This window comes from Acidithiobacillus sp. HP-2, assembly GCF_015100155.1.
Lineage (GTDB): Bacteria > Pseudomonadota > Gammaproteobacteria > Acidithiobacillales > Acidithiobacillaceae > Acidithiobacillus.
In genome coordinates, this window is the sequence record NZ_JACKZA010000009.1 from 35,612 (window position 1) to 61,850 (window position 26,239).

The following is a 26,239-nucleotide window of genomic DNA, read 5'->3' on the forward strand; positions in this document are numbered from 1 at the left end:
AAACGCGACATGGGAAACTTCCGAGAGCCTTGACGGGCAATGCGTACAGTTATTTCCTTCCCTCTGAGAACAGAGATGGAGATCCAAGGTCTTCGTCTGGAAAGCATCCAGATGATAACCTCATACGCCATCTGGAATACACTTAGAAGGAAAATATTATCGTTTCTTCATGGTGTATGATAATATATTTTAAATATTGACAATCAATTAATTATAACTAATTATAAGAAATAAATATCTTTTCATTATGCCGAAATGCCAACCCGAATCCCGCAACTTATCCGTTTGCTGCACACTGGATCACAAACCGGACAGACCCTGTGCGGGCGCCTGCGAATCTTGCGCCCCACATTGTCCCGTCTGATTGTCAAACAGCGTTTAAAAATGACCAAGTAACAGCGTATATTTTTGACCAGTTTTAGAGAGGGTGGCTGCGACGTTTTTTGAACCGGTAAGAATCGTTTCCGGTCTCCAGAATATCGCAGTGGTGGGTCAGTCGATCGAGAAGCGCCGTGGTCAAGGTGCCCTGCTGCCCGATTTCAGATCGATCCAGGCCTATCCGATAGCGCACGAATTAGTTTCTATGGCACAGGATTTAGCCACTTTGTTTTGGTCAAATGCAGCACAGGACCCGCGCCTATCGAAAAGTTTCCGGGAGATGGCGATAACGCACGCGGAAAATCTGATCCGGTAAACATCCCTACGCTCTGTGTCAGGACCCATACCGAGTGTAAAACCTGAGAAAATGCTGCAGCCGCTCGGCATTAAAGGCCGCATATTTTTGTTTTGAGTGCAAAGACCAATTTGGTGGGCGGGCATACTGTCGAACCCATCAGAAACAGTTTCCAGAGTAGGCGTAGCCGCTGTACTTGCCATTATTCTCCCGATCTCATCGGCTGCCTACGCTTCTGATGGACTCGGAAAAACATTAAATACGTACTATGGTACCGAGAACCTCAGCTTCGGTGGTTTGACCTACTCAGGTTCTGATGGTGGTACGATCCCACAGATACGTTTGGGTGGAAGCTCTCGTATTGGAGATTTTTACCTTGGAGACTCTGCGCGCCTGGCCTTCGGGAAAATCGATGGCCTTAAAGCAGATAGATACTCATTTAACTTTATGCCTGGCTGGATCATCGTAAGCGTTCAGCGAACCCACCCTTGCGGATTGGCGCCAATCAGGCTAATGCAGATTTTTTCCAGTTCCACGGCAAGAGTTCGTGGAGTTTTTTGTTGGGCCAGGTCGGGAGCTTTTCGAGGACATCACAGAGGTACGCGAAGGGCTCGATACCGTTAAGCTTGCACGTTTCGATGATGCTGTAGAAGGACGCGGCCCGTTCACCACCAGCGTCATTGCCCACGAACAAGAAATTCTTGCGACCAATGGCCACACCCCGCAGCGCCCGCTCTACCGGATTATTGTCGATGCTGAGCTGACCTTCTTCGAGGTACAGCGTCAGCCCCTTCCAACGCTTCAGCGCATAGCCGATGGCTTTAGCGATGCCACTTTTCGGTGCCACCTGCATCTGGGTTTCCGTGAGCCAGATATGGAAGGCTTCCAGCAGGGGGCCAGCACGCTGCTGCCGGGCGACCACTTTCTGATCCGGTGGCGATGCCTTGATCTCCGTCTCAATGGCGTAGAGTTTGGCGATCCAGGCCAACGCCTTCTGGGCTACCGGACTGGGGCCGCGCTGTTCCACGTCATAGAAGTGGCGGCGGACATGCGCCCAGCATCCGGCTTCTGTGACTTGTTCCTTGCGGTAGAGGGCATCATAGCCCCCATAGTCATCGGTCTGGAGGATGCCTTGCCAGTCGCCCAGAAAGTGCTGCGGGTGAATGCCCTTACGGTCCGGGGCGTAATCAAAGATCACGATGGGATGCGGGGCATCCGCCTGACTGCGATACACCCAGAGATAAGCTTTGCCCGTCTTGCCGCTGCCGGGGTTGAGGACCGGCAAGGGCGTCTCGTCGGCGTGCAGAATCTTTCCTTCCAGCAAGGCCATTTTGCAGGCTTCGGCGAGCAGGCTGATCCAGTACTCGCCCTGACCCAGCCAACTGCAGAGGGTAGCGCGTGAGATCGGTACGCCCGCTCGCTGGTACTGGGTTTCCTGCCGGTACAAAGGCAGATGATCGACATGTTTCGCCGTCATCACCTGAGCCACCAGGCGCGCCGTGGGCAAGCCCTTGTCAATCACCTGGGCCGGTAATGCCGGACTTTCAAGGGTACCGCAGGGGCGGCAGGCCAGTTTGGGGCGGATGTGGCGAATCACCTGGAAGCGTCCGGGGATATAATCCAGCTTTTCGCTGATCTCTTCTCCGATGGTTTCGAGTGGCCCCCCACATTGCGCGCACGTGCACGTCTTGGGATCGTGATGCACTTCCACCCGGGGCAGGTGGGCGGGGATCGCCATGCGGCCGGGGTGGCGGCGTACGGGATGGGCAGGGAGCGTTACGGCCTGCGCATCGGCGGCTGCTCCCTCTGCACGACCAGCGGTCACGGCTGCGCTGTCTTCCAGAACGGTTTCGAGGAGGCTTTCCATCGCCGCGATTTCGGTATCCAACGTTTCTTGCCAGAGACTGATCTGGTCGGGAGAGAGTTTTTCCGAACGGCGACCGAATCGCCAGCGCTGCAGTTTGGCGATGGTGCTTTCCAGGCGGGCAATGGTTTCATCGCGCAGGGCGATGGCCGCTTGCTGTTGAGCGATGATCCGGGTGCGTTCTGCCTCTTGTTCCTCCTGTTGTTGCAGCAGGCTCAACACCAGATCGCGCAAAGCGTCCGGGCTGGTGGGAAGAGGTACGGGAGTCGTTGAAATCATGGAAAAATAGTACCAGAAATGGTGTCTTTATACAAGCAATTCCAGTCACTTACAGTAGTTTTGGTGTGCATTTTTCCAGGCTCGGTAACGGCGTCCACGGGCGCCCCTCTACCAGCATCGCCCACTGCGCAGCAGAGAGTTCCAGGGCGTCGGCATCAGCGCGGGGCCAATGGAGTCGCCCCTGATCCAGACGGCGATACACCAGCCAGAAGCCCAGTCCATCCCACAGTAATAATTTCAGACGATCCCCCCGGCGGTTGCGAAAGACAAAAGCATGACCGCAAAAAGGATCGGCAGCCAATACCCCCTGCACCTTGGCCGCCAGGCCATCAAAGCCCAGGCGCATATCCACGGGCGCTGCCGCGAGCCAAATCCGGCTGCTCGAACTTAGCCACATGGTCTTTCCAGAATCTGCACCAGGGTCTGGAGCCAGTGGGTATCTACCGGTGCCGCAAGCTTCAGGCTCCGACCGGAGAGCAGGTGAATTTCTACCGGTGAAACAGGCGTCCTGACCGGTGCAGCCAGAGTCACCGGCAAAAACCCTTCGGGCACGGCGGCCAGCAAAGGCCTACTCTCAGAATCAGCAAAGCGTTTGCGCCAGTAATGCAGCGTGGCAACGGCGATCCCCGTCTGCGCACAATAATGCTTAACCGTAAGGCCGCTCGCCTGAAAGGCATCCACTTGTTGCCGCCAATAAGCGACTTTCTCTGCTTTCTTCATCCCCATCCCTCCGCGCTGAATGCAGATCAGGATCAGTCAGGACAGAAAATTTGGGAAGGTGGGTTGCTTAGACGCTTACGGATCATCCCTCTGAACAGCGATTTAGACATCATTCCATACGTACGTCTTGCCGCTGTGCTACAGGAGCAATACTCCGGTACCAGTCTGCGAAATCCCGGGAACCGGGCTGATTTGAAGTTCGGGTACGATCTTGGTGGAGGAGCGGCATTACAATGGTCTCCTGTCAATCGGTTGGTGGTTATGCCAAGCGCTGATATTTCTTATTATCGACAAGGATACGCGCAATATAACAACAATAACGATACGCACTCGACCGTATACTTATCGACGACTGAATATCGTGAAAAACTGGGCGTTTATTATTACCTGACGAACTGGTTAAATATCGGTGTTCATGTCGGTGCTGATCAGTTTGGCACAGGTACGAATTTAGCACACGCACTACATCTTCCGGTAAAAAAGCCCCTGAACATCAGGGGCTACAAGCGGGGCGAGTAGAACACTTTAAAACGGTAAAAAGTTACCTCATGATCAGTGTCTGAGTCGGCAGGAACGGAAATGTTTGCCGACAAGCATGAGGAACTGGATGGTTTGCTGGGTTTCCGGTTTTTTCATCATGTCCCAGAGTCCGGTGATTCCCCCCTTGGGCGCGGGGGCGCTGGCGGCCTCCTCAGTGGCACCACTGAGGCAGTGCAGGAAATCGGTGAGGATATGATCCTGATCCATTTTTTCAGCGACGGCGAGCAAACGGTCCATGACCCCGGTTCGCGTTGCCCGGTCGAGCAGGCACATGGCATCGGTCGCCAACGTGGCCAGACGCGAGACCATCTCATCACTCATGGAATCACCGGCGGCCCCCGCCATCCGGGCCAGATGGACGATACGCTCCAGATCGCCGTTTTCCACCAGAGAGCTGATGGCCGGTAAGGCATGGACCACCTGACTGCGGTTCACCCGATCCAGTAAATCCATACCATCGCTGGCCAGACCCGCCAGACGACCCACCATTTCATCACTCATGGAATCGGCAGCGGCCCCACTCAGCCGCGCCAGTTGCACGATGCGCTCCAGATCGCCGTTTTCCACCAGGGAACTGATGGCCGGCAGGGCCCGCGCCACCTGGCTGCGGGTGACCTGATCCACCAGATCCAGACCGTCGCTGGCCAACCCCGCCAGACGACCCACCATTTCATCACTCATGGAGTCTGCTGCCGCACCACTCAGCCGTGCCAGGTGCACAATGCGTTCGAGATCCCCGTTCTGCACCAGATGGACCAGGGCCTCTTGGGCGCGTTGCAGCTCATCTTCAGAAGTTTCTGCCAGGACCGCAGCCATACGTCACCTCCTCAGAGTAAACCACGGGCAGTTGCCCAATAGAGTTTGTTATAGGACATCTTGAAGGCATGTACGGCTCCGGTAGGCGCTTTCGGCTGGGGCGGGGTTTTATAATCGAACATGGCATACGTTGCCCGATCCTTGCCCGCCTCAATAAAGCAGAACACCTTGCCATCATAACTGCGCACAGGCCGTCCCATCTTGAGGACCGCCGCCACATTCTCGGCAGCGGTTTCCGCTTCGAAGTGGGCCGTTGAACCCGCCTTACTGATGGGCAAATTGGTGGTATCCCCCAGCACCAGAACATTCTTGCCATGCTCCCCTTCCATGTGCAGGGAAGAGCGATTGGTGGGAATCCAGCCGTTTTCGCCCAGACCATTTTTCTCGATGACCTCCTGACCCTTATGGGGCGGCACCGCCACCAGCAGATCGTATTTCACCGCGCCGCCTTCTTCGCTCAGCACCTGGGCATTCTTGCCATCCACTTCCTTCATGTTGAACAGGGTTTCGTATTTGATGCCCATCCGGTCAAATTCCGGCGCCGCCCACTTGGCCACATTCTCCAGACTGTGCACCCGGCCAATGGGGTAAGTGTAATAGAACTCGGTCTTGTCCAGCAGGCCGCGATCCTTGATGAAGTCATGCATCGCGAAGGTGATCTCCAGGGGGATCATCGGGCACTTGTGCGGCAGCCCGACGGTGATCACGATACGCCCACCCTTGAAATCCGACAGTTGCTTGAAGAAGTCCACGGCATTTTCTGCGGTATAGCAGTTAATGGAATTTTCCTTGAGACCGGGAATTTTCTCGGGCAGGGGACGCGAACCGGTCGAAATCACGATCAGGTCGTACTCATGCACCTTGCCGCTTTTGCATTTGACGTGATTTTCGGCCAGATGAAATTCTTCAACCGGATCCACATGAAATTCAATCCCCGGCTCCAGCAGGCTTTGCTGTTCGCGGACCAGTTCATCGGGCGTTGCCCGACCCATGGCGACATACAACCAGCCGGGTTGATACACATGCTCATGACTGGCAGACAGCATCGTAATGCGCGCCTTGCCGGTTTTCATTTCATGGTGGATACGCCGTGCCAGATGATTGGCAAAAATGGTACCGCCCATACCGCCACCTACGACCAGAATTCTCATGATGTCACTCTCCTTAGGGTTTTACGCCAGGGTTTTGCGCCTGCGGTTGTTTGTGCTTCTACTTGGCCTTGCGGACCCGGATGTGCCAGGTGCCTTCGCCGTCCTGCTCAGTATCCACCATTTCGTGACCAACTTTTTTGACCCACTCCGGCACATCTGCCGCCGAACCGGTATCCGTGGACAGCAATTCCAGGGTGTCCCCGACCTGCATCATTTTTATGTTGGAAATCAGTTCCATCAGCGGCCCCGGACAAAAACTGCCACGGGCATCTACGACGCGTTCACTCATGTGCTCCTCCTTTTAAAAAGTCAGAATCTGACCGCCTTCGGCGTCACTCAGGAATTTGGTCAGGCCCAGAGGCCCGGCCACGATTTCTTCCATGCCATCTTCTTTGACGTCGAGGACATCCATAGCCATGGAGCAGGCCCAGATTTTGGCATCGCCCAGTTCCACTGCCTGCTCGAAGATCTGGTAGAAGGGAGGCACCTTACGTTCGGCCATGACTTCTCCCAGCTTGCCTTCAGCGGGCGCCTCCTTGCTATGGCCCTTCACAAAGTAGGGGAAGGCGTTCATCGACAGAAAAATATGGACGTCGGTTCCGGATACCGCCGCTACGGACGCCGCCATGGCGGCAAATTGCAACTTCTCGCGCTCGCCGCTTAAACAAATGATGTACATGCCTGACATTGTGTCTCCCGATCGTATGTGAATGCGTTAGCAATAGCAGTAAATATGCCAGCCTGTATAAGTGTTAATAAATTGAAGCTAAACCGTTTATCACGCTAGATAATTAAAAATTAAGAATAATCTAATTAACTGTATTGCTTGCTCATTTTTATATCGCGGCAGATGGAAAAGTGTCATGACATGTCATGACATGCGCTGACAAACAGAAAATCTTGTTCATAAACAAATATAATCAAGTTATGGTAATAGAAATTTTTTTGCATCCAAAAAGAAAGAAGATGCGTATTATTTACGAAACAACGCGTTCAGCCTGTAAAAGCAGTGGCCGACCAGACACCGAGGCAGATTATGGATATGCAGAATCGTGACCGTACTACTCCTGATGTGCATAAGCCCACGCAAAAGCACAAGTCAGCAACTGGTCTGGATGTTCAGAGTGTTTTGAATATTCAGCAGAACCCGATGGTTTTGATTGATGACCAGTACCGGATTATTGCAGCGAACCGGGCCTATCAGGAGGCCTATGGCGTGCAAGCAGATGAGATAATTGGGCGTTGCTGTCATGAAATTTCCCATCATTCGCCGGTGCCTTGCCATATGCGTGGAGAAGATTGTCCCCATCAGGCTGTTTTTACGACAGGAGAAGCCCACGATGTCCGGCACATTCATTATGATCATAAGAATCATGCTGAACATGTCCGTATTCGTGGACATGCCATCAAAGATCAGGAAGGGAATACCTATCTTGGCGAGGAAATCATTCGCTTGCCGCATCAGGATGAAGCCATTACCTGTGGTGACATGCGCATGGTGGGCCGTTCTCCGGCATTCATGAAATGCCTGCATCACATTGAAATGGCGGGCCGTACAGATGCCACTATTTTACTTTATGGTGAAAGTGGAGTTGGTAAGGAGTTGGCAGCCAGCGCACTCCATCAATTTTCTGCACGGGCATCTGAAGCATTTATTACCGTGGATTGTGCGTCGCTGCCTGAAACACTTTTTGAAAGTGAAATACTGGGCCATGAAAGAGGGGCTTTCACCGGTTGTCTGGGGCGTAAGCGTGGACTGTATGAAATGGCCGACCGGGGAACCCTGTTTCTGGATGAGGTGGGGGAATTACCCTTAAGTATGCAGGCTAAATTATTACGGGTTCTGGAAACCGGGAGCTTCCGGCGTTTGGGGGGTTCAGAGACCTTGCATGCCGATGTGCGTATTATCGCGGCGACCAACCGTAATTTATTGGAAATGGCGGGGCAGAGACAATTTCGGGAGGATTTATATTATCGTCTCGCAGCTATTACTATTGATTTACCGCCCTTGCGGGATCGTCGTGATGATATTGCGGGTATTGCTGCGGTGTTGCTGGAACGCATTGGTAAAAGTTGGGGGGGGCAGTGGACGCTGTCGAAAGAGGCAGAACGGCGCCTGTTTACTTACGATTTTCCGGGAAATGTTCGGGAATTGCGCAATATTCTGCAAAAAGCGGCGGCACTGGCGGATGGGCCGGTTATTCAGGCAAGTCATCTGAATTTTACGGGAGCCAGTCCAGTGTTTGCGGCGCATGCTGTCTCTTCGCCGGGTGCCGTGAGAGATTTTGGAACTGTGGCATCCGTGCCGCGCGGTGGCGCGCAGCCGGATGATCTGGAGGCTTTGTTGCGGCAATATCAAGGCAACCGGCGACGGGTGGCTGAAACTCTGGGGGTTAGTGAGCGCACTGTTTATCGTTGGTTGCGGCGAGACGCCTGAATCATTCACGAAGAAAGTGCATTGTCTTCGTTAATTGTTGGTAGCGGGGTACAATCTTCCCAATTGATTGGGAGACACAGGCTATGACAACGTCCAAAGAGCATTTGATTATTTTTGACACTACCTTGCGCGACGGCGAGCAATCTCCGGGCGCTTCCATGACCCGCGATGAAAAGTTGCGCATTGCCCAGGCCTTGGAACGCTTGCAGGTGGATGTCATTGAAGCAGGCTTTCCGGTCGCCAGCCCCGGAGATTTTGCCGCCGTGCAGGCTATCGCCAGGACCGTACGGGAAAGTCGGATATGCGGGTTGTCGCGCGCGCGGGATGAAGACATTCGCCGTGCCGGTGAGGCGTTGAAGGAAGCCAATGCTGCACGTATTCACACGTTCATTGCCACCAGCCCGATTCATATGCAGGCAAAATTGCGGATGAGTCCGGAACAGGTCCTGGAACGTGCGGTGGCTGCGGTAAAACTGGCGCGGCAGTATTGTGATGATGTGGAGTTTTCAGCGGAAGATGCGGGCCGTTCCGAGGAGGATTTTCTGTGCCGGGTGATTGAAGCGGTCATTCAGGCGGGAGCCCGTACCATCAATATTCCTGACACCGTTGGTTATAATCTGCCGGATCGCTTTGGTCAGTTGATTGCCAATTTGCGCAACCGGATTCCCAACGCCGATCAAGCCATTTTTTCGGTACATTGCCACAATGATCTGGGCCTGGCAGTGGCCAACTCCCTGTCTGCCGTGCAGCATGGTGCCCGACAGGTTGAATGCACGATCAACGGTCTGGGTGAAAGGGCGGGTAATGCCGCCCTTGAAGAAATCGTGATGGCGGTGCGTACGCGGCAAGATGCTTTTGTCTGTGATACCCGCATTGATACCAGCCAGATTGTGGCTACCAGCAAGCTGGTGTCTACCATTACCGGCTTTCCGGTCCAGCCCAACAAGGCCATTGTCGGGGCTAATGCTTTTGCCCATGAGTCAGGCATTCACCAGGATGGTGTGCTCAAGCATCGGGAGACCTATGAGATCATGCGTGCGGAAGATGTGGGCTGGTCGGCCAATCGCATGACGCTGGGAAAACTTTCCGGCCGGGCGGCGGTCCGTGCGCGTCTGGAGGCGTTGGGTATTCATCTGGAAAAAGATACGCTGGATCAGGTTTTTGCCCGCTTCAAGGATCTTGCCGACCGCAAGGCAGAAATATTTGATGAAGACCTGCAGGCGCTGGTCAACGAAGATCTGCAGGAAGAGCAGGCTGAACATTATCGTCTGGGTTATTTGCGGGTTTGCTCGGAAATGGGTACGCATCCCGAAGCCACTGTGGAAGTCTGGGTGGACGGGGTGGCCAAAACGGCCAAGGCAGTGGGTGGCGGGCCGGTAGATGCGGCATTCCAGGCCATGGAAAGTATTCTGAACAGTGAAACCCGTTTACTGCTCTATTCGGTCAATGCCATTACCACGGGTACGGATGCCCAGGGTGATGTGACCGTGCGTCTGCAGGACGCCAGTGGTCGGGCCGTCAATGGTCAGGGCGCCGATACCGATATTGTCGTGGCCAGTGCCAAAGCTTACCTTTCGGCGATGAATCGTTTGCAGGGTCCGTCACATCGCCAGCATCCGCAACTTTAAACTCAGCAATGAAAACCGTTTCTGAACTGGGTTTTTGGCAGCGTATGGCGGAAACCCGGGGTGAAGTCATTTTATTTTTCAGCTCTGCAGGCTGTCACTCCTGTCGGATCTGGCGGCGGCTGCTGAAAAATCTGGAAGAGAGCCGGAGTGGTCTGCAGGTTTGGGAGATCGATGCCGGCATTGATATGGGCATTACCCGGGAATTTGAAGTGTATCACCTGCCCGCCCTGTTTCTGTTTCGTAATGGCCAATATCAGCGTCCGATTCAGGTTGAGGCGCGGGTCCATGCTCTGGAACAGTGGCTGAACGCGCATGCTGATCTCCCTCCTGAAGAACTTCCTTGAATCCTGATCTGCCTTATCCCTGGAACGCGGCGGGCTGGCACGCCAAGGTGCATGCTGCACCCTCGTCCTATTTTGATCAAAGGCCTGTGGGTGTAGATATTGATCTGCTGGTTGTTCATGCCATCAGTTTGCCTCCAGAACAGTTTGGGAGTGGCGAAGTGCCACGATTTTTTATGGGCTGTCTGGATTTTGACCGTGATCCTTATTATGAACAGTTAAGAAACTTGCGGGTGTCTGCACATTTTTTCATTGAACGGGATGGTAAGCTTTGGCAGCATGTGAGTGTCTGGGATCGCGCCTGGCATGCAGGCGTATCTTCATGGCAAGGCCGTTCTGCCTGCAATGATTACAGTGTCGGTGTAGAGCTGGAAGGTAGTGCATCCAGCAAATTTCTGCCCATTCAATATCAACGTCTGGCCGCTTTAAGCCGGGATCTGCAAAAACTGTTTCCGGCGATAACGCGAGAACGGATTGTCGGTCACGCGGACATTGCGCCCGGGCGCAAATGGGATCCCGGTCCGGGCTTTTCCTGGGACTATTTTACAGAGGTATATGCAGCGCATGGCGGAGATCAGAGAAGCACCAAAACGTGACTGGCGACGTGGCTGGGCTGGACCCCTGGTCGTATTTGTTCTGCTGGTATTGGGAACCCTGTGGTGGCTGGGCGTATTTCATTCCGCCCAAGTGCTTGAAGAAACCGGAGTGGCTCACGCGTATATTTATCATAATTTCCAGGGCACTTATCGGCAGATGGTCAAGGCCAGAGGCAAATTATCGCCGCAGTTGCCCGCCAATTTACGCGGGCATCCTGAAATCACGATGATGGAAAATGAAAGCGGTAGCGGCGGAGATGCGATGGTTAAAGCGCGGATCGGCTATCTGATAAATGCCGGCGATGCGACGCCACCGGGATGGTTAACGGGAGACTGGCCCGCACAGAGGGTGGCAAGGGTGGAGGTGAGCGCAAATGCGGCCATCGCTTCGTGGAAAGCCTATTCCGCCCTGAGTGACTGGGGAAAGGCCCGAGGAATCCCTCTACACTATCCCTTGTTTGAAATGCTGGGTCCGGGTAATCATTACGTGTTATTGATGCCTCTGGATAAATCACCGGCTTCTTCCTGACGGACGCTGTCTTTGCCATAGAATTTGATGCCACGAATAATTTTTTCGCGGCCCTGGCTCAGACGGTGCATGTTGGTATCACGCAGGGAGTAGACACACCCGCAGTATTCCTGCTGGTAAAATCGTTCCTGCTTGGCTATTTCAATCATGCGGGCACTGCCACCGCCCTTGCGCCAATTGTAATCCCAATATTGCAGTCCTTCATGGCGGTCTGCAGCCCGGACACCACAGGCATTGATCTGGTCCATGTCTTTCCAGCGCGATATCCCCAGGGTGCTGCTGAAGACGCTGAAGCCATGCTCTGCTGCATACAGCGCCGAGCGCTCAAAGCGCATGTCGAAACAGGCAGTGCAGCGCTCGCCGCGCTCCGGTTCCCATTCCAGACCTTTCACCCGGGCAAACCAGTTGTCCTTGTCATAATCGAGGTCAATGAAAGGCACGCCCAATGCCCCGGCATAGCGGATATTTTCTTCCTTGCGCAATTCATATTCTGCCTGCGGGTGAATGTTCGGATTGTAAAACAGCACCGTAAATTCGATGCCAGCTTTGCGAATATCATCCATGATGGGACCAGCACAAGGTGCACAGCAGGAGTGCAGGAGAATATGCGTACTGCCGTCGGGCGTCTGCAATGGTGAGGGCGGCGTTTTTTTGGACATGAATGATACCTGAAAAAGCACTATGCTGATGACAATCATACAACTCATCAGTCTGTTTGCCAAAAAGGAGTTTAGCGATGTCCAGCGATTTGCGACAGGGAAAATGTCAGGCTTGTGAAGGCGGTGTCGAGAAACTTGCGGATGATAAAGTTACCGGGCGTATTGGGAGTGTATCCGGATGGCGCCTGGAGCAGGGCAGTTTATGCAGGGATTTTCAATTCAAAAACTTTTACGAAACCATGGCTTTCGTGAATGCTGTAGCGTGGATTGCTGATCGTGAAAATCATCATCCAGACATGGAAATAGGCTATGGATACTGCCTGCTACGATACTCCACCCATTCCGTAAAGGGGATCACCGAAAATGATTTTATTTGTGCCGCACAGGTGAATCAACTGCTGGAATGAGACAATGTTTCATTCCAGCAGCCTGCATTGATGCCCGTATCAGGCGTTGTTGGCAGGACGCAGCAGAGGGCGCATGCCTTCGCGAACCTGACGCTGAATGAATGCAGAGCGGCCGGGTTCCTTTTTGTCCAGTTCTGCAGCACATTCTGAATTGGTCAGAGCGGCAGCACTGAGCATGACTTCCAGCTCGCAGGTGTCAACTTTGGGATCAGTCAGGGCGGCAGGTGCTACATTCATCTGATCACCTACATGCCAGAACATCCGCGCATTCCACATGCGCAGACGGACGTTGGGATTCTGAAAAAGTTCTACGCAACGAGTATTGAGAGCCTTGCTGTCCACGGTCTTCCTCCTGTCAAAACGGATCATTTCATCGCCTGTTCGGGCGAGCGTGCTTAAGCATACTCGAAAAAGGTACCTGAAGGGGAGTTTTTTGGGGATTGAAGTATTCCATGCCCGGATAGATTTCGTATGTTAATAAAAAACCCCGCAGCAAGGCGGGGTTTTATCAGCGTGATGCTCTTTCAACTACTCAGGCAGATGCGCCCGCTTTCATGTTGATATGTTGGTTAGTGGCGAGTTCGGGGTTGTAGAGGTATTCCACATTCCCCTGCTCGACCTGTTTGAGATATTCCTGGAAGTCGGCTTTGGCCTTGTCCCAGCTGATGCCCATTTTTTCCACCAGATCTTCACAGGGTGAAGCATGCCACTGGAGCTGGACGATCTTGAAGGGATCAGCGCCACAGGCCAGGGCGGCCAGCTGCACGTCCGCAATGATCGGGATGCTGTAGTTCATGTCATGGGCCTTGCCGATCCACTGGTTCTTGTCCATGGTGGTGATACAGCCGGTGTCGATGCCAATCATGACGTCGGCGTTGGCTTCTTCCCGGGCGACCTTGATCTTGCGGTTCATGGTGAAGCTGCGGGTGAATTCGCGCTCTGAGATGATGTGCCGGAAGCCAAAGCCACAGCAGTCATACCAGGTGGAATAGTCGATGACCTGCGCACCCAGCGCCTGGGCGACCGAGGTGCCAACTGCCGTGCGATTGCCACCGAGAATGCTGTTGTCGTAAATCGCGTCTTCCGCCACCATCTTGTAGTAGTGACAGGCCGCATGGGTAGTCACCCGGATGTTGCTCATGTCGATGGTCTGCAGTTCGCTGGCAATGCGGTTGCGCATGACATGCAACCATTCACTGTAGTGCACGACTTCTTCGGGAATGACAATCTTGCCATCGACCAGGCGGCCGAGCTTGCCGAGGATCTTCTTGACCTTTTCGCGCAGTTCGGCAGATTCAATCAAATACTTGCGGATTTCCTTGTAGTTGCCGAAGGAGGTGCCGCAGTGGACCAGCGGGAAGAAGTGGCCGTTTTCATAGCCGTGCTGCTTGCCGGAGACATAGGCCTGATGGAAGTTGCGCAGGAAGACGGCGGCGAGGGATTCAACATTGCCGATGCCGGAGCCGTGGTAGTTCCAGGCGGTGCAGGAGGTCTGGTCGGTTTCGTCCAGATAATCCGTGCCAAAGTGGTTCATGAACCAGAGCAGGCTGGTGGGATAGCCGGGAATGTTACCACACTGACCGCAGCTCTTGTGATGCCAGAGCTGGTTGGTGGGTACCCGCTTTTTCCAGCCATAGAGGGTGTCTACTTCAATGGGCTTGTGGTCATCGGTGATGCGGTGAACAATAATTTCACCTTCTTTTTCCAGTGCCCACATGTGCTCGCGAATGTCGTCCATACGCTCGCCCAGGTCCATGGTGCGCCGGTCTACGTGACTGCGTACCCACGCCGTGGCCGCTTCCGCTTCGTTGGCCGATAAGTTCGTGTCCTGGAAAAAAGCCCCGTGCCCCGCTAATCCTTGCTGCGTGCTGTTGTCGCTCATTGCTGCACTCCTTGGCCGAATGGCCAGCTATTGCGAATAAACATTATTAACTGTTTATATAATTGACTATTATGCTCCACAATAATTCCTTTGCCAAGGAAAGTGGTTTTGTCGTTCAGCTTGCCGCACCATGCGGGAACAGGCACAAATTTGCAGGGACCAAACCAAGGATCAAATGAAATCAATGGAAAATATTCAAAAAGAGCAGTCTGAATTACAAATTGCAGAGCGTTGCCGGACGCTTTACCTGAATCCGCTGGTGCAGAGCAAGGGCTGGCTACCGAATTTATTTTGGCGCAACAAAAATGCGGAGGATCCTTTTGGCTGTTTGCGGGTGAATCCTCTGGAACTGGAGGTATTGTTTTCGGCAATCTGCGGACAGACATCCGAGGCGCGGAGCAGCCTCGAGCAGATCAAGCCGGGAAGGGCAGGTTTCATCGAGAGGTCCATCGCCCATGGTGAGCTCCCGTTGCTGACTTTTCATGCGGATGTGTCCTGAATATGTCGGAAACTCCAAGAATTGCGGTACTGTCCCGCTTTCCCGGGCTTTATTCCACCCAACGATTGCTCCAGGTGGTGGATGCGGCGGGAATGGAAGCCGTGTTGTTGGCCCCTGAGCAGTGTCTGTTGACTGTGAATGGCGTCCATGCGGATCTTTATGTGCAGGGTGAAAAATTTCCCCATTGCGCGGCGGTCATTCCCCGCATTGGCGGGCCGATAACGGCCTTGGGGGCGCGATTGCTGCGCTATTTTGCCGGAGAGGGTACTTTTTGTCTGAATTCTGCCGAGTCATTGCAACTGGCAAGAGACAAATTTGCCTCCCTGCAGGCTCTGGCTGCGGCGGGAATAGCTGTTCCACAAACCGTTTATTTCACGGAATCCAGGCAAAAAGAGCTGGCCTTGCAGATGCTGGGCACGCCCCTCGTTCACAAAATATTGCAGGGTTCACAGGGGGTCGGGGTGAGTCTGGCCGAGACTCCGGTAGCCGCGCGGGGGATGCTGGATACTTTTCTGAGTCTGCAGCATGAAGCCATGGTTCAGCGTTTTTTGCCGGGCCGCCAGGATGTCAGGGTGATTGTCTTGTTTGGGGAGGTTGTTGCGGCCATGCGTCGGGAATCTGCGGCGGAAGATTTTCGCAGTAATCTGCACTGTGGAGGCCGCGCTTCGGCGTTTCCTGATTTGCCTGAATCCTGGGCGGAAATTGCCCGGAAAGCTGCTGTTGCATTAGGCCTTGATTTTGCCGGTGTGGATTTGATGGCGGACGCGGATCAAAACGCACTGGTATTGGAAGTGAATCCTGTACCCAGTCTGGAGGGTATTGAAAAAAGTACTGGTGTGGACGTGGCAGGACGCGTAATTACGGCTTTGCAGCTTCGCCTGGCATCTGCATGACGGTGTTGCGAATCCAGGATTCTGCCTGTTCGGTCAAAGTGGAAGATTTTCCCTTTGGCGCAAAAGCCGGACCAATCCATAAGTCCATTTTTCCGGGTTTTTTTCGCCAGTCGTTACGGGCCCAAAAGCAGCCGCTGTTGACGGCAATGGGTAAAAGCGGGACTTCTGCGCGCAGGGCCAGTCCGGCGGCCGTGCTGCTGAAGGGCCCGACTTCGCCGCAGGGATAACGGGTTCCTTCCGGGAATATGACCACATTAAATCCGGCCGCGAGGCGTAGTTTGCCTTCTTCCATGACCTGCACGAGTGCCTGACGACCGGCACTGCGATCAATACCAATCGGCCAGGCCAGACGCAAGCCCCAGCCGATAACCGGAATCCGGAACAACTCCTGTTTGAGGACATAAGACAGGCGCGGGAAAAGACACCAGAGTAACAGGGTTTCCAGTGCCGATTGATGGTTGGCCACAATGACGCAGGGCGTATCCGGGATATTTTCCAGGCCGGTGACCTGATAACTCAATCCGCAACTCAGGCGTAACCACAGGACGGCAGTTCGCGCCCAGAGGCGGCTGGACCAGACCCGGGCGGAAAGGGGCATGGGGACGGTCAACAGGGTGAAAAATGCCCAGATGATTGTCCATAAGGTAAAGCCGATGTAGAAAATCCCGCTACGCAGGGTTTGTATCAAGAGACACCCAGGATGGCCTGTACGGCCGCAGCAAGATCCAGGAAAATCGGGAATCCAGCAGTTTCGGCATTACGACGGGTACTTTGGCCCTTGCCGGTGAGCACGAGAATAGGTTTGGCCCCGGCTTCCCGGGCGGCTTGAAGATCCCGCAGGCTGTCACCAATAGCCGGGACATTCTCAAGAGAAATTTGCAGACGTTCGGCAATTTCATGAAACATGCCCGGCAAAGGCTTGCGGCACTGACAACCCGCATCGGGCAGGTGGGGGCAAAAAAATATGGCTTCAATACGTCCGCCAAAAACGGCGAGTTCCTGGCGCATGCGCTGATGGATGGCTGTGAGGGTGCGAATATCGAAAAGCCCCCGTCCCACACCGGATTGATTGGTGGCGACGACCACCTGAAAACCGGCCCGGTTGAGGCGGGCGATGGCTTCCAGGCTGCCTGGAATGGGTCGCCATTCGGCCGGTGATTTAATGAAGGCGTTACTGTCTTCATTGATGACACCGTCCCGATCGAGGATGATCCACTGCGCCATCAGGAGCCCTGGAGTTGGGTAAAGTCGGCAATACGCAGAAACGCATCCTGCAGTCTGGTGAGGAGAGCAAGGCGGTTCTGGCGTATTTCGGGATTTTCAGCAAGGACCATGACTTTGTCGAAAAAGGTATCGACAGAAGGACGTAATCCGGCCAGAAGGTCCAGTGCGCTGGCATATTGTGCGTGCTGAAGATGGGCATGAACGGGCCCGGCCATGACTTGCCAGTGTTCCCAGAGCCGATGTTCGGCGGGATCTTCAAATAATTGTGGATCGGGGTCGTGTTGTACTTCCACATTTTCCTTGCGAAGCAGATTGTTGACGCGTTTGATCAGAGCCGCGAGCGCTTCAGCCGCCTGGTGTTCGGTCAGGAAACGTGCCAGGGCTTCCAGGCGTTTACGGGCATCGAGAACCTGATGGGGTTGACGACTGAGTACGGCATTAATCTGGTCAGCACGAAAACCTTCTTCCCTGAAATAGACCCGCATCCGGTCCTGGAAAAAGTCCAGTATGCCAGTGCGGATGACGGTGGGGTCTTTGACGATGCCATGCCCCAAAGCTTCCAGGGTCAGGGTCACGGTTTTATCCAGGGGCAGATCAAGCTCTGCATCCAGAATGATGCGTAAGACGCCCAAGGCCGCACGGCGCAACGCGAAGGGATCCCGATCACCGGTAGGAACTTTACCAATGGCAAAAAAACCGCAGAGGGTATCCAGCTTGTCGGCAATGGCCAGGCACTGGCCTGCAGGACTTTGCGGCGTGTCATCATCGCGGCCATTGGGCAGGTAATGTTGGGCAATGGCCGCAACGACCTCGGTATTTTCACCATCATGACGGGCGTAATGTCCGCCCATGATGCCTTGTAACTCCGGAAACTCCCCCACCACGCCAGAGAGCAAATCACTTTTACAAAGTGCCGCTGCGCGTTCCAGATCATCGGCTTTGACGTTACAGGGGCTGCTCAATGACCGCGCTACTTTTTGCAGGCGCAGGGTTTTGTCGTAAATGCTGCCCAGTCCTTCCTGAAAGAGGACGTTCTGCAATTCAGGAAGCCTTGCAGTCAAGGGTTTTTGGCGGTCCTGATCCCAGAAAAAAGCCGCATCCGCCAGGCGTGCCCGCAGCACCCGATTATTGCCGTGAATGACAATTCGGGCGTCCTGACTGTGTATATTGGCGGCAAACAGGTATTGGGAAATCAGGCGACCGTTTGCGTCACGTAACGGGACATAGCGCTGATGTTGCATCATGACCGTAATCAGCGCTTCTTCAGGAATTCGCAGGTAATCTTCTGCAAAGCTGCCGATCAGGATGACTGGCCATTCATTGAGTCCGGTAATCTCATCCAGTAATGCTGCCGGCAAGATGGGAGTTGCTCGCAGGTCTTCAGCAATGGCCGAAATTTTATGGGAAATATGCGCGCGGCGAGCGTCGAAGTCGGCCATGACCTGGCCATCCAGCAAAGCCGCTGCGTAATCGGCGGGCTGAAGAATCCGGATCGCTTCAGGGTGATGCACACGGTGACCAAAGCTCTGTCCACCGGCCTGCAGTCCGAATGCCTGCCAGTCCAGCACTTGTTGTCCTTGCCGCAACAGTAACCAGCGTACCGGACGAATGAAGCTGTCGTCACGGGTCCCCCAGTGCATGCGTTTACGCAAGGGGAGGGCGGCAATGGTCTGGCTGGCAATGTCAGGCAGAATGTTGTGACTACTGCGTGCTGCTTCGATTTCCCGCCAGGCCAGCACCGGTCCTTTTTCCGTGTCGAGGGTGCTGAGATCGGCAAAAGCAACCCCACAGGAGCGGGCAAAGCCTTCGGCAGCCGGGGTTATGTTACCCGCCGCATCACGTGCTCTTTCTACGGGGGGACCGCGACGGATGCTTTCCCGGGGCTGACTGTGCAGGGCCAGGTTCTGAATCCATAACGCCAAACGCCGTGGGGTGACATAAGCTTTGATTTGCCCGAAGCTGAGACCGGCTTCATTGAGCAGGCGCGTCATTTGTTCAATGGCGGCGTCACGAATGGGGAGCTGCTCACGTGCGGGCAGCTCTTCACAACCGATTTCCAGAAGGCAATCTTCCTGGAGAGGATTTTCATGGGCTGACATCATTCACTCCGTAGCAGAGGGTGGCCGAGTTCGGCACGGGCTTCTGCATAAATTTCTGCAACGCCTTTGGCCAGTCCGCGTACCCGACCAATGAAGCGGGCGCGTTCATTGACGCCGATGGCATGGCGGGCATCCAGGAGATTAAACGTATGGGAACAGTCAAGAACCCGCTCGTAGGCTGGTAAAGGGAGTTTGTTATCAAGCAGATTGCGGCAATCTGCCTCGGCGCGATCAAAGCGCTGGAAAAGGTCTTCCACTGGTGCCAGCTCGAAATTGTAGCGGGACTGTTCCACCTCGTTTTGGTGAAACACATCTCCATACAGTACGCCCGGTGTCCAGATCAGATCGTACACACTCTCTACCCCCTGCAGATACATGGCGAGACGTTCCAGACCATAGGTCACTTCGCCCATGACCGGGTGACAATCAAGGCCACCCACCTGCTGGAAATAGGTAAACTGGGTGACTTCCATGCCATTCAGCCAGACCTCCCAGCCGAGACCCCAGGCACCCAGCGTGGGTGATTCCCAGTCATCTTCGACAAAGCGGATGTCCTGCAATTTTGGATCGATGCCCAGCACCGCCAGAGACTCCAGATATAAATCCTGAAGATTATTCGGGTTGGGTTTGAGTACCGCCTGAAACTGGTAGTAATGCTGGAGACGATTGGGGTTGTCTCCGTAGCGGCCGTCTGTGGGTCGTCTGGAAGGCTGCACATAAGCGGCTCGCCATGGTTCTGGACCAATAGCGCGGAGAAAGGTGGCAGGATGAAAGGTACCGGCTCCAACGGGCATGTCCATGGGCTGCAACAACACGCAACCCTGAGCGGCCCAGAAGTTTTGGAGCCGCTGGATGATTTCCTGAAAAGTCATATGCGTCTCAGACAGTGATTTGGCGCATTATGAACCAATGGAGCAGAGGCTGTGAAGGGATCAGGATCAAATCCCTTGAAAAGGGAGGCTCACAGCAATTCGGCAATGCCACTTGACGCACGTTTGGCATCCAGAAATACCAGACCCAGCTTGGCTTCCTTGCGGGCGATAATGGTCAGTACCGCATCGGGGCCGGCATGAATGAGCAGCACATAACCGTTATCGCCCTTGATCATGACCTGTTCGAGTTCGCCGCGAGCCAGCTCTGCTGCCGTTCGGTCGCCCAGGGATAGCATGGCGGCAGCCATCGCGCCGACGCGGTCCTCGTCCATGGTGGAAGAAAGCAGTGAGGCGATGGTCAGACCATCTGTGGAGATGACCGCAGAAGCCTCAATATCGGCGGATGAGCCATTGAGGTCACTGAGGATGGATTTGAGCATTTCTTCGCGCATGGTGTTTCTCCTGAATAAACTGTCAATAATGCAATATTAAAGTGGGTTGTGCTTAGCGGTAACGTTTGTCGAGATCCTGAACCAAGGTCACGAATGATTGATCCTGGAGACGGGGCGTTCCGCTGACGACGAGCATGAAACGCTGTTGTCCGATGAACAGCGGCCAAAAGCCCAATTCCGATCGACCGGACGGGTCCAGCAGCCCCCAGGTTTCCGTGTTGACCCGTAAATTGTTTTTGAGCAGGCGATTATGGCGTGATTGCAGGGAAAGCAGATCAGCAGAAAGTCCCGCCAGCTCCTCCGCAGCTTCATGAGCAAAGCCTGCTGCAGCCAGATAAAAACCATTTTCATCGGCCAGGAGGGTTTTTTGCTGGTCAGACAGGCGGGCCAGTAGCGGTGGTAACGCGTCTTCCAGTCGCAGTGTGCTGTCAGTACGGGCCTGATGGGTACCGCGCAGAAGACCAAGGCGCTGTAGCCGGAAAATGCTGCGCAAGGCTTTATCCGTATTGTTGTTTTCCGCCCATTGACTGGCAATTTCCGTCGTAAAAGGAGCGCGGTGACCTTCGCGTAGTACGTGCAACAGAATGGTACGATTACCTTCCTGATCAGGACTGGAAGTCGCGTAAAAGGCTCCTGCAGGAGTAAGCTCAGCGTATACTTCAGTACGCGTTGCAACCAGCTCTACACTCATAAGATGTCTCCAATTCCCGGGTCAATGGAATAAAGCAGGGCCATGACCAGGTTTTTGATGTCCTCCTTTTTGCGGCCATCAATTTCAAAAATGGGGGGGATGGGATTGAGCATTTTGAGGTCAGCGGTGACTTCAGGAAGCATGTTCGCATAATCGGCGGGACCTGGATGGTTCTGGACATCGGTTTTGGAAATGCCAATGACGACTGGAACATTGATGATGTAGTCCTTGAAGGCGTGCAGAAAAAAGTGGAGATCCTTCTTGGGATTGGGGCGAGTGTTGTCCAGCATGAGCACCAGACCCAGTCCGCCTGTGGTCAGGATGTCCCACATAAAATCAAAGCGTTCTTGACCCGGGGTGCCATATAGATGAATCTTGGTCTGGGTGTCCAGTTTGAGAATGCCATAGTCCATGGCGACGGTTGTATGACCCTTACGATTCAGGGTCATGTCCGAAGCCTGAGCATCTGTAGATATGATGGGTGTATCGGATAATACGGATATGGCCGTGGTTTTCCCCGCACCTACCGGACCGGTAAAAACGATTTTATTATCTTCTCTCACAAATTGGCTCCTTGAAAATCATTGTTATTTGCATCGCTGCGCGCGCAAGCCTTATATCCCGGCTATGCGTTTCAGGAGACGGCCCAAAAAGCTTCGCTTGGCTGCAGGAATTTCTGTCTCTAAGGATGCTGAATCATGTGGCATTCGAACGATATTGCCTGGATTTTCCGGCGTGTTGTAGCGGAGTAATTCCAGGCTGTCTGCAGCTGCAAGAAAATTGAACAAATCCCGGGGTTCGATGCGTAACATCTTGACAGTGAGCGCGGGCGAGGCCGGGGAACGTGCCAGAAACGCAGCCAGTCTTAATGCATCAGGAAGCATGGGCAGACGCGTCAGATTAGGCCATTGTTTCAGCTGAACCGGGGCGTTGAGTGGCAATTTTTGATTCAATCGCCCATTGGCTGTCCATGCGGCTACTTGCCAGAGCAAGGATTGCAGGGACATATGACGAAGGCTGCCTTTTTCTCCTGAATCGCCATCTCTTGGGGCTCTCAACTGCAGATTACTGGCAGAAACCTGGCACAGTTGCTGCAATTGTTCATCATCTATTAGGGCTGCTGCCTGGTCTGCGGAGGGATCAAGGCGCACAATCGCGCGCTGGTTTTGATCGGAAATTATGCTAATGCCATGATCGCGCTGGGAAATTTTTAGAAGTCCCAAGAATCCTTCATCAGGATTAAAATACTGCACTTCCTCGGGGCGAAGAACGGGAGCGGGCTTGCTGGGTGCTACGGGTACTTCTGGTGCATTTTGCAGAGCCGGGGATGGACTGGCATGCTGAGTATGGAAGCTGGTGATCGGGACTGCTATATCCGGTCGTATGGGCTTGACATTGGTATCCTGTTTTTCAGCTGTTCCGGGTGTATCCAGCAGGAGAGCTTCCAATGCCGGGAACAAGGTTTCCATGCGCACCGGCTTTTGGAGTATGGGGAAAATACAATCTGCCGGTGAAGCTATAGTGGTCACGAGTATCCGCTGCTCAGGTTCGCTCTGATGCAAATTTCTCGCGAGTTCAGTGCCCCCTGGCCCGTCAATGTCCACAATGCTCAGGTGGGCGACGCGATCATCTCCCGATTCCAGCAGTTGATACTGACGCCGTGTATGCATTTTAAACGCCATGCGAAAAACAGCCTCTTTACGGGTGTCCATGCCGAAGCTGCGGACGAGAATGCTGGCATTGTCTGGAGTATTATTCGTCATGATCAAATCCTAAATAACCTGTCGCTGCGGTTGGCGTTGCATGCGTTCAGCAAGGCTGAACATCTGCCGCATGATTTCTTCATCAGGTGGGGTATCCATATTGAGTATGGATCGGGTAAAGCTGGAAAAGCGTTCATGAGCGCCCATGCGCTCATACATTTCCAGAAGCGGGCGATAGTAAAACTCGTGATCAGGACGTGCCAGGGTGGCTTTTTCAAGAAGATCAACGGCCTCTTCCACTTGTCCGTACTCCAGCAGGCTGTCGAATTCTTCAAGAATACTGTCATCATTGTTGTGGGCCATGATCTGATGATTACGATGAATCTCCTCCAGAACCAGTGCCGGGCTGGAAAATGGGATAGCCGTCAAGGGAAGATAGAGACCATATTTTTCTGCCTGTTCAGCGAGAATATGCTTGTCTGCCTCACTGGCTACCAGATGATCCCAGAGTGGATGTTCGCCCAGTTGTCGGCCATGTTTAAGCATTCGGGTACGGAGTGCGCTGCCAGCTCCCCACAAACTGATATATAACTGCAATAAAGATTCTGCGTAATTGTCACAGCGTTTTTGTCGGTAAAAAATATCCAGCAAGGTTGCATGCAGTATCAACTTACGTGGTTCAAAAATGAGATTGCGTTTTAAAATCCGTTCGGCCTCCTGAATCTGCTGGGCCGTCAGTAATGTGCGAATAGTAGCCAAGGGGTCTGCCAGAGTCGTAGCCGTTTCCCACTCCCTGGGAGTTATAGCGTCAATTTTTACATCACCTTGGAGCAGCACTTCTACATTATTGCTGACCATTTCAGAAGGATCGTTGCTCTGGAATGATTGCAGAGGCTTTTCGGAAAAGCCGCTGAGATCCATATCCATGGGTTCGGGGTTGACAAGGGCCTGCTGGAGTTCCTGTTGTACCCTGATGAGCGCCGATGAAGGTGCCAGCTGGGCTTCGCTGGTTTTGATTGTGTTAATGGCTGCCAACTGACCATTGCTGATGCCCAGATTTTCGGCAAGCACACGGAGTTGGAGGTTTTCCGGGTCAGCTTGCAGACCGGCAAGGGTCAGATCCTGGGCTTCGACGCCTGATATGATTCCTGAATCACACAAATTACCCAGCAATTCCGCAAAACGATCCAGGTCTGGAATTTCCTGATATAAAGCCAGTAATCTCCGGCTTTGCCGGGTATCATCAGGATTGTGGATAACGTACCAGCTGAGTGAGGTGGCCGCTTGCTCCAGATGGCCGTAAGCGAGGTATATTTCAATTTCATCCAGGATACTGGTCTCATCCACTTCAGTAGAGGTGGCATGATGCGTAACATCAGAACCGTCTGTTCCGGCAATTTGTACAGTTGGAACCGAAGCTGAGTTTTTAGGGGCAGGCGTGATTTTTTGGGGTTTTACGGTATTTTTAAGCAGCCGTTTTCTGCTGAACAGCTTCCACAACCCCGCTGAAACCACCAGGGCGAGCAGTAACACAATAATAATCAGGCTGCTTAGGGGTAGTTCCATACACGAAGCTCACTTCCGGTTAAACGCATTTTTGCGGCAATTGACTCATAGCCCCGTAAATAGGCGTTTTAAATGTTCTGTCAATGTGCAAACAGTTCAGCGAGGGATTTTAACCGGGACACGCTCGGGCGCGAGGGATCAGCAGATTGTGCGGCAATGGCCGCGTAGCCAGAAAAAAAGCCGGGCAAGGCCCGGACGACAATGGGCAATCTTTCGCGACTGACCGTGGCCAGCGTCCATTCTGCTCGCAAGCCGTAAACAGGATGATGGCTGCAGATGGCTGCACCCCAATAGGAATCGGCTTGGGACCAGCGATGATCCGCGACGCTGAGCAAATGCTGTTCCGGTGCGTGGCGCAAACCCACGCACGGCCCCACGAAAGGGATCTGCAGGTCGCTGGCCAGATCGCTAAGCATATGGTCGAGGCGGTGGAGGGCATCACGGATTTCTGGTGAGTTTGCCGGTGCTCCCTGCGCTACATTTTTTAGAAATATCAGATGAGGTGATTCCATAAAGGCCTCCTTTTCCCTTATGATTATGACCGTTAAACAAAATGCTGCCAACGATCCTTTGGATTGGCTGGGCATCTTAATGGTATTTGTCGTAAACAGGAAGGCTAATGAAGCAAAAACAATGGGGTATCTGGCTGTTAACTGCTGCACTAAGTGCTTTGGGTGTTGGCTTCGCTCAGGCGAGCGTGTTTCCCTTGCCAGAGCACGGCAATGTGGTGGGTACATTGCATGCAGTCACTACGCATCGAGACGACACACTTCTGGATATCGGCCGGTTTTACGATCTGGGCTACAATCAGGTTACCAAAGCCAATCCCGGAGTGAATCCCTGGTTACCGGGGCAGGCTAGTAAGGTGGTCATACCGGCTCAGTATATATTGCCGCCCAAGCCCTGGACCGGAATCGTGGTGGATATACCCGCACGGCGGATTTACTTTTTCCCGAATGATGATCATGTGGTGTACACCTATCCGGTAGGTGTGTTTCTGCCTGGTTGGAAAGAGAATCTGACTACAACCCAGATTATTGCCAAGTTCAAAATGCCGGCCTGGAATGTTCCCAAAAATATTCATTCCTGGTTCAAGACAAAATTCCACATGGATATTCCCTGGTATTGGCCGCCTGGACCGGAAAACCCGATGGGTGAGCTGGCCATGGAAACGGGCCTTTCAGGGATATTTATTCATGGCACCTATCATCCCTGGGGTGTGGGTATGCGCGCCAGCCAGGGCTGTTTTCAGATGTTCCCTGAAAATGTCGCACAATTATTCCCCATGGTTCCGGTCGGAACCCCGGTGCGAATTATAGATATGCCTAATCTGGTAGGCGTGCACAATGGCGAAGTCTATTTGCAGTCCTACAAGCCCATGGACACCTACCACAAGGGGGTTCCCGAGTTGCAGCGGGCAGCCATGCGCATCAAGAATTTCATGGCGGAAAATCATATTCAGCAGGCAATTGACTGGAGCAAGGTGCGGCGCATTGTCGGTGAGCACAACACAGTGGCTTTGCCCATCGGTGTGAATTCGCCCAGTTACCAGACCCTGGCTGCCGCCGTACCAGCCAAGCCTTATGCTTATGCGCCTTATGGGCCTTCAGCCAATGGTGCAGCAGTACCGGCGCCGTTGCAGCTGGCCAAACCCAGTGATCGCGAACATTTGCATGTGCAAGTGAGTCTCCCGGATAGTAAAGGCCAGTAACTTCCGT

31 protein-coding genes are annotated in these 26,239 nt (G+C 53.6%); 10 read left to right on the plus strand and 21 right to left on the minus strand.

Features of this window, described 5'->3' with window-relative positions:
* Nucleotides 1-418: 418 nt before the first annotated feature.
* The 4 genes from H7F11_RS16725 to tnpA all read right to left on the minus strand — a co-directional run bounded on the left by H7F11_RS16725 (nt 419) and on the right by tnpA (nt 3,536).
* Complete coding sequence (locus tag H7F11_RS16725; protein ID WP_413773192.1) at nt 419-571, minus strand: ATP-binding protein; 153 nt, start codon at nt 569-571, stop codon at nt 419-421.
* A 607-nt stretch (nt 572-1,178) separates the two neighbouring features.
* On the minus strand, nt 1,179-2,816 hold the full coding sequence (tnpC, locus tag H7F11_RS08525; protein ID WP_193650022.1) for an IS66 family transposase: 1,638 nt from the start codon (nt 2,814-2,816) through the stop codon (nt 1,179-1,181).
* Between the two features lie 49 nt (nt 2,817-2,865).
* Entirely contained in the window at nt 2,866-3,213 is a 348-nt protein-coding gene (tnpB, locus tag H7F11_RS08530; protein ID WP_065974223.1) for an IS66 family insertion sequence element accessory protein TnpB, read from the minus strand.
* Complete coding sequence (gene tnpA, locus H7F11_RS08535; RefSeq protein WP_193650021.1) at nt 3,204-3,536, minus strand: IS66 family insertion sequence element accessory protein TnpA; 333 nt, start codon at nt 3,534-3,536, stop codon at nt 3,204-3,206. Before tnpA ends, tnpB begins: the two co-directional genes overlap by 10 nt.
* A 192-nt stretch (nt 3,537-3,728) precedes the next feature.
* Between tnpA and H7F11_RS08540 the strand changes: the two genes are divergently transcribed.
* On the plus strand, nt 3,729-4,055 hold the full coding sequence (locus H7F11_RS08540) for a hypothetical protein (RefSeq protein ID WP_193651901.1): 327 nt from the start codon (nt 3,729-3,731) through the stop codon (nt 4,053-4,055).
* A gap of 33 nt (nt 4,056-4,088) precedes the next feature.
* Here the strand turns inward: H7F11_RS08540 and H7F11_RS08545 are convergent, their stop codons facing one another.
* Genes H7F11_RS08545 through H7F11_RS08560 form a run of 4 tightly spaced genes read right to left on the minus strand, consistent with a single transcriptional unit; the run spans nt 4,089 to nt 6,722 of the window.
* Nucleotides 4,089-4,892, minus strand: a complete 804-nt coding sequence (locus H7F11_RS08545) for a hypothetical protein (protein WP_193651902.1) — start codon at nt 4,890-4,892, stop codon at nt 4,089-4,091.
* Nucleotides 4,893-4,903: 11 nt separating this feature from the next.
* On the minus strand, nt 4,904-6,043 hold the full coding sequence (locus H7F11_RS08550) for an NAD(P)/FAD-dependent oxidoreductase (protein WP_193651903.1): 1,140 nt from the start codon (nt 6,041-6,043) through the stop codon (nt 4,904-4,906).
* Nucleotides 6,044-6,101: 58 nt separating this feature from the next.
* On the minus strand, nt 6,102-6,332 hold the full coding sequence (locus H7F11_RS08555) for a sulfurtransferase TusA family protein (RefSeq protein WP_193651904.1): 231 nt from the start codon (nt 6,330-6,332) through the stop codon (nt 6,102-6,104).
* Nucleotides 6,333-6,344: 12 nt separating this feature from the next.
* Entirely contained in the window at nt 6,345-6,722 is a 378-nt protein-coding gene (locus H7F11_RS08560) for a DsrE/DsrF/DrsH-like family protein (protein WP_227485364.1), read from the minus strand.
* Between the two features lie 357 nt (nt 6,723-7,079).
* On the opposite strand from H7F11_RS08560, the gene H7F11_RS08565 reads away from it, so the two are divergent.
* From H7F11_RS08565 to H7F11_RS08585, 5 genes are all read left to right on the plus strand, one after another.
* Entirely contained in the window at nt 7,080-8,480 is a 1,401-nt protein-coding gene (locus H7F11_RS08565) for a sigma-54 interaction domain-containing protein (protein WP_193651082.1), read from the plus strand.
* An 83-nt stretch (nt 8,481-8,563) separates the two neighbouring features.
* Nucleotides 8,564-10,108, plus strand: a complete 1,545-nt coding sequence (locus H7F11_RS08570; RefSeq protein ID WP_193651083.1) for a 2-isopropylmalate synthase — start codon at nt 8,564-8,566, stop codon at nt 10,106-10,108.
* 8 nt (nt 10,109-10,116) lie between these two features.
* Entirely contained in the window at nt 10,117-10,452 is a 336-nt protein-coding gene (locus tag H7F11_RS08575) for a thioredoxin family protein (RefSeq protein ID WP_193651084.1), read from the plus strand.
* Nucleotides 10,449-11,045, plus strand: a complete 597-nt coding sequence (gene ampD, locus H7F11_RS08580; RefSeq protein WP_227485365.1) for a 1,6-anhydro-N-acetylmuramyl-L-alanine amidase AmpD — start codon at nt 10,449-10,451, stop codon at nt 11,043-11,045. The genes H7F11_RS08575 and ampD overlap by 4 nt, the downstream gene beginning before the upstream one ends.
* A complete protein-coding gene (locus H7F11_RS08585) occupies nt 11,014-11,574 on the plus strand; it encodes a hypothetical protein (RefSeq protein ID WP_193651085.1) in 561 nt (186 codons plus the stop codon). The genes ampD and H7F11_RS08585 overlap by 32 nt, the downstream gene beginning before the upstream one ends.
* Here the strand turns inward: H7F11_RS08585 and H7F11_RS08590 are convergent.
* Nucleotides 11,529-12,233 carry an epoxyqueuosine reductase QueH gene (locus H7F11_RS08590; RefSeq protein WP_193651086.1) on the minus strand — a complete coding sequence of 235 codons (705 nt, stop codon included), beginning with the start codon at nt 12,231-12,233 and terminating at the stop codon, nt 11,529-11,531. The genes H7F11_RS08585 and H7F11_RS08590 overlap by 46 nt on opposite strands.
* Nucleotides 12,234-12,310: 77 nt before the next feature.
* Between H7F11_RS08590 and H7F11_RS08595 the strand changes: the two genes are divergently transcribed.
* On the plus strand, nt 12,311-12,640 hold the full coding sequence (locus tag H7F11_RS08595) for a 4a-hydroxytetrahydrobiopterin dehydratase (protein WP_193651087.1): 330 nt from the start codon (nt 12,311-12,313) through the stop codon (nt 12,638-12,640).
* A 39-nt stretch (nt 12,641-12,679) separates the two neighbouring features.
* Here H7F11_RS08595 and H7F11_RS08600 read toward each other — a convergent pair whose 3' ends face one another.
* Nucleotides 12,680-12,982, minus strand: a complete 303-nt coding sequence (locus tag H7F11_RS08600) for a hypothetical protein (RefSeq protein ID WP_193651088.1) — start codon at nt 12,980-12,982, stop codon at nt 12,680-12,682.
* A 190-nt stretch (nt 12,983-13,172) separates the two neighbouring features.
* The gene (locus tag H7F11_RS08605; RefSeq protein WP_010637212.1) at nt 13,173-14,522 is read right to left on the minus strand and encodes a heterodisulfide reductase-related iron-sulfur binding cluster; all 1,350 of its coding nucleotides are present in this window, start codon (nt 14,520-14,522) and stop codon (nt 13,173-13,175) included.
* Nucleotides 14,523-14,697: 175 nt separating this feature from the next.
* Here H7F11_RS08605 and H7F11_RS08610 point away from each other — a divergent pair, with 175 nt between their 5' ends.
* Nucleotides 14,698-15,021 (plus strand): hypothetical protein, encoded by a 324-nt coding sequence (locus H7F11_RS08610; RefSeq protein WP_227485366.1) that lies wholly within the window; start codon nt 14,698-14,700, stop codon nt 15,019-15,021.
* Nucleotides 15,022-15,023: 2 nt separating this feature from the next.
* A complete protein-coding gene (locus tag H7F11_RS08615) occupies nt 15,024-15,914 on the plus strand; it encodes an ATP-grasp domain-containing protein (protein WP_193651090.1) in 891 nt (296 codons plus the stop codon).
* Here H7F11_RS08615 and H7F11_RS08620 read toward each other — a convergent pair.
* From H7F11_RS08620 to H7F11_RS08665, 10 genes are all read right to left on the minus strand, one after another.
* Nucleotides 15,880-16,602: a lysophospholipid acyltransferase family protein gene (locus tag H7F11_RS08620; RefSeq protein WP_193651091.1), complete on the minus strand. Its 723-nt coding sequence runs from the start codon at nt 16,600-16,602 to the stop codon at nt 15,880-15,882. The two genes, H7F11_RS08615 and H7F11_RS08620, sit on opposite strands and share 35 nt — an antisense overlap.
* The gene (gene gmhB / locus H7F11_RS08625) at nt 16,599-17,138 is read right to left on the minus strand and encodes a D-glycero-beta-D-manno-heptose 1,7-bisphosphate 7-phosphatase (protein WP_193651092.1); all 540 of its coding nucleotides are present in this window, start codon (nt 17,136-17,138) and stop codon (nt 16,599-16,601) included. The genes H7F11_RS08620 and gmhB overlap by 4 nt, the downstream gene beginning before the upstream one ends.
* Complete coding sequence (glyS, locus tag H7F11_RS08630; protein ID WP_193651166.1) at nt 17,138-19,237, minus strand: glycine--tRNA ligase subunit beta; 2,100 nt, start codon at nt 19,235-19,237, stop codon at nt 17,138-17,140. The genes gmhB and glyS overlap by 1 nt, the downstream gene beginning before the upstream one ends.
* A complete protein-coding gene (gene glyQ, locus H7F11_RS08635) occupies nt 19,237-20,109 on the minus strand; it encodes a glycine--tRNA ligase subunit alpha (protein WP_193651093.1) in 873 nt (290 codons plus the stop codon). Before glyQ ends, glyS begins: the two co-directional genes overlap by 1 nt.
* An 89-nt stretch (nt 20,110-20,198) precedes the next feature.
* Complete coding sequence (locus H7F11_RS08640) at nt 20,199-20,561, minus strand: roadblock/LC7 domain-containing protein (RefSeq protein WP_024892973.1); 363 nt, start codon at nt 20,559-20,561, stop codon at nt 20,199-20,201.
* Nucleotides 20,562-20,613: 52 nt separating this feature from the next.
* Nucleotides 20,614-21,252 carry a roadblock/LC7 domain-containing protein gene (locus H7F11_RS08645; RefSeq protein ID WP_193651094.1) on the minus strand — a complete coding sequence of 213 codons (639 nt, stop codon included), beginning with the start codon at nt 21,250-21,252 and terminating at the stop codon, nt 20,614-20,616.
* Nucleotides 21,249-21,815 carry a GTP-binding protein gene (locus H7F11_RS08650; RefSeq protein ID WP_193651095.1) on the minus strand — a complete coding sequence of 189 codons (567 nt, stop codon included), beginning with the start codon at nt 21,813-21,815 and terminating at the stop codon, nt 21,249-21,251. The genes H7F11_RS08645 and H7F11_RS08650 overlap by 4 nt, the downstream gene beginning before the upstream one ends.
* Nucleotides 21,816-21,866: 51 nt before the next feature.
* Nucleotides 21,867-23,015: a response regulator gene (locus H7F11_RS08655; RefSeq protein WP_193651096.1), complete on the minus strand. Its 1,149-nt coding sequence runs from the start codon at nt 23,013-23,015 to the stop codon at nt 21,867-21,869.
* Nucleotides 23,016-23,024: 9 nt separating this feature from the next.
* The gene (locus tag H7F11_RS08660) at nt 23,025-24,521 is read right to left on the minus strand and encodes a hypothetical protein (protein WP_193651097.1); all 1,497 of its coding nucleotides are present in this window, start codon (nt 24,519-24,521) and stop codon (nt 23,025-23,027) included.
* Between the two features lie 80 nt (nt 24,522-24,601).
* Nucleotides 24,602-25,033 (minus strand): hypothetical protein, encoded by a 432-nt coding sequence (locus tag H7F11_RS08665; RefSeq protein ID WP_193651098.1) that lies wholly within the window; start codon nt 25,031-25,033, stop codon nt 24,602-24,604.
* A gap of 107 nt (nt 25,034-25,140) precedes the next feature.
* Between H7F11_RS08665 and H7F11_RS08670 the strand changes: the two genes are divergently transcribed.
* Nucleotides 25,141-26,232 carry a L,D-transpeptidase family protein gene (locus H7F11_RS08670; protein ID WP_193651099.1) on the plus strand — a complete coding sequence of 364 codons (1,092 nt, stop codon included), beginning with the start codon at nt 25,141-25,143 and terminating at the stop codon, nt 26,230-26,232.
* Nucleotides 26,233-26,239 lie beyond the last annotated feature (7 nt).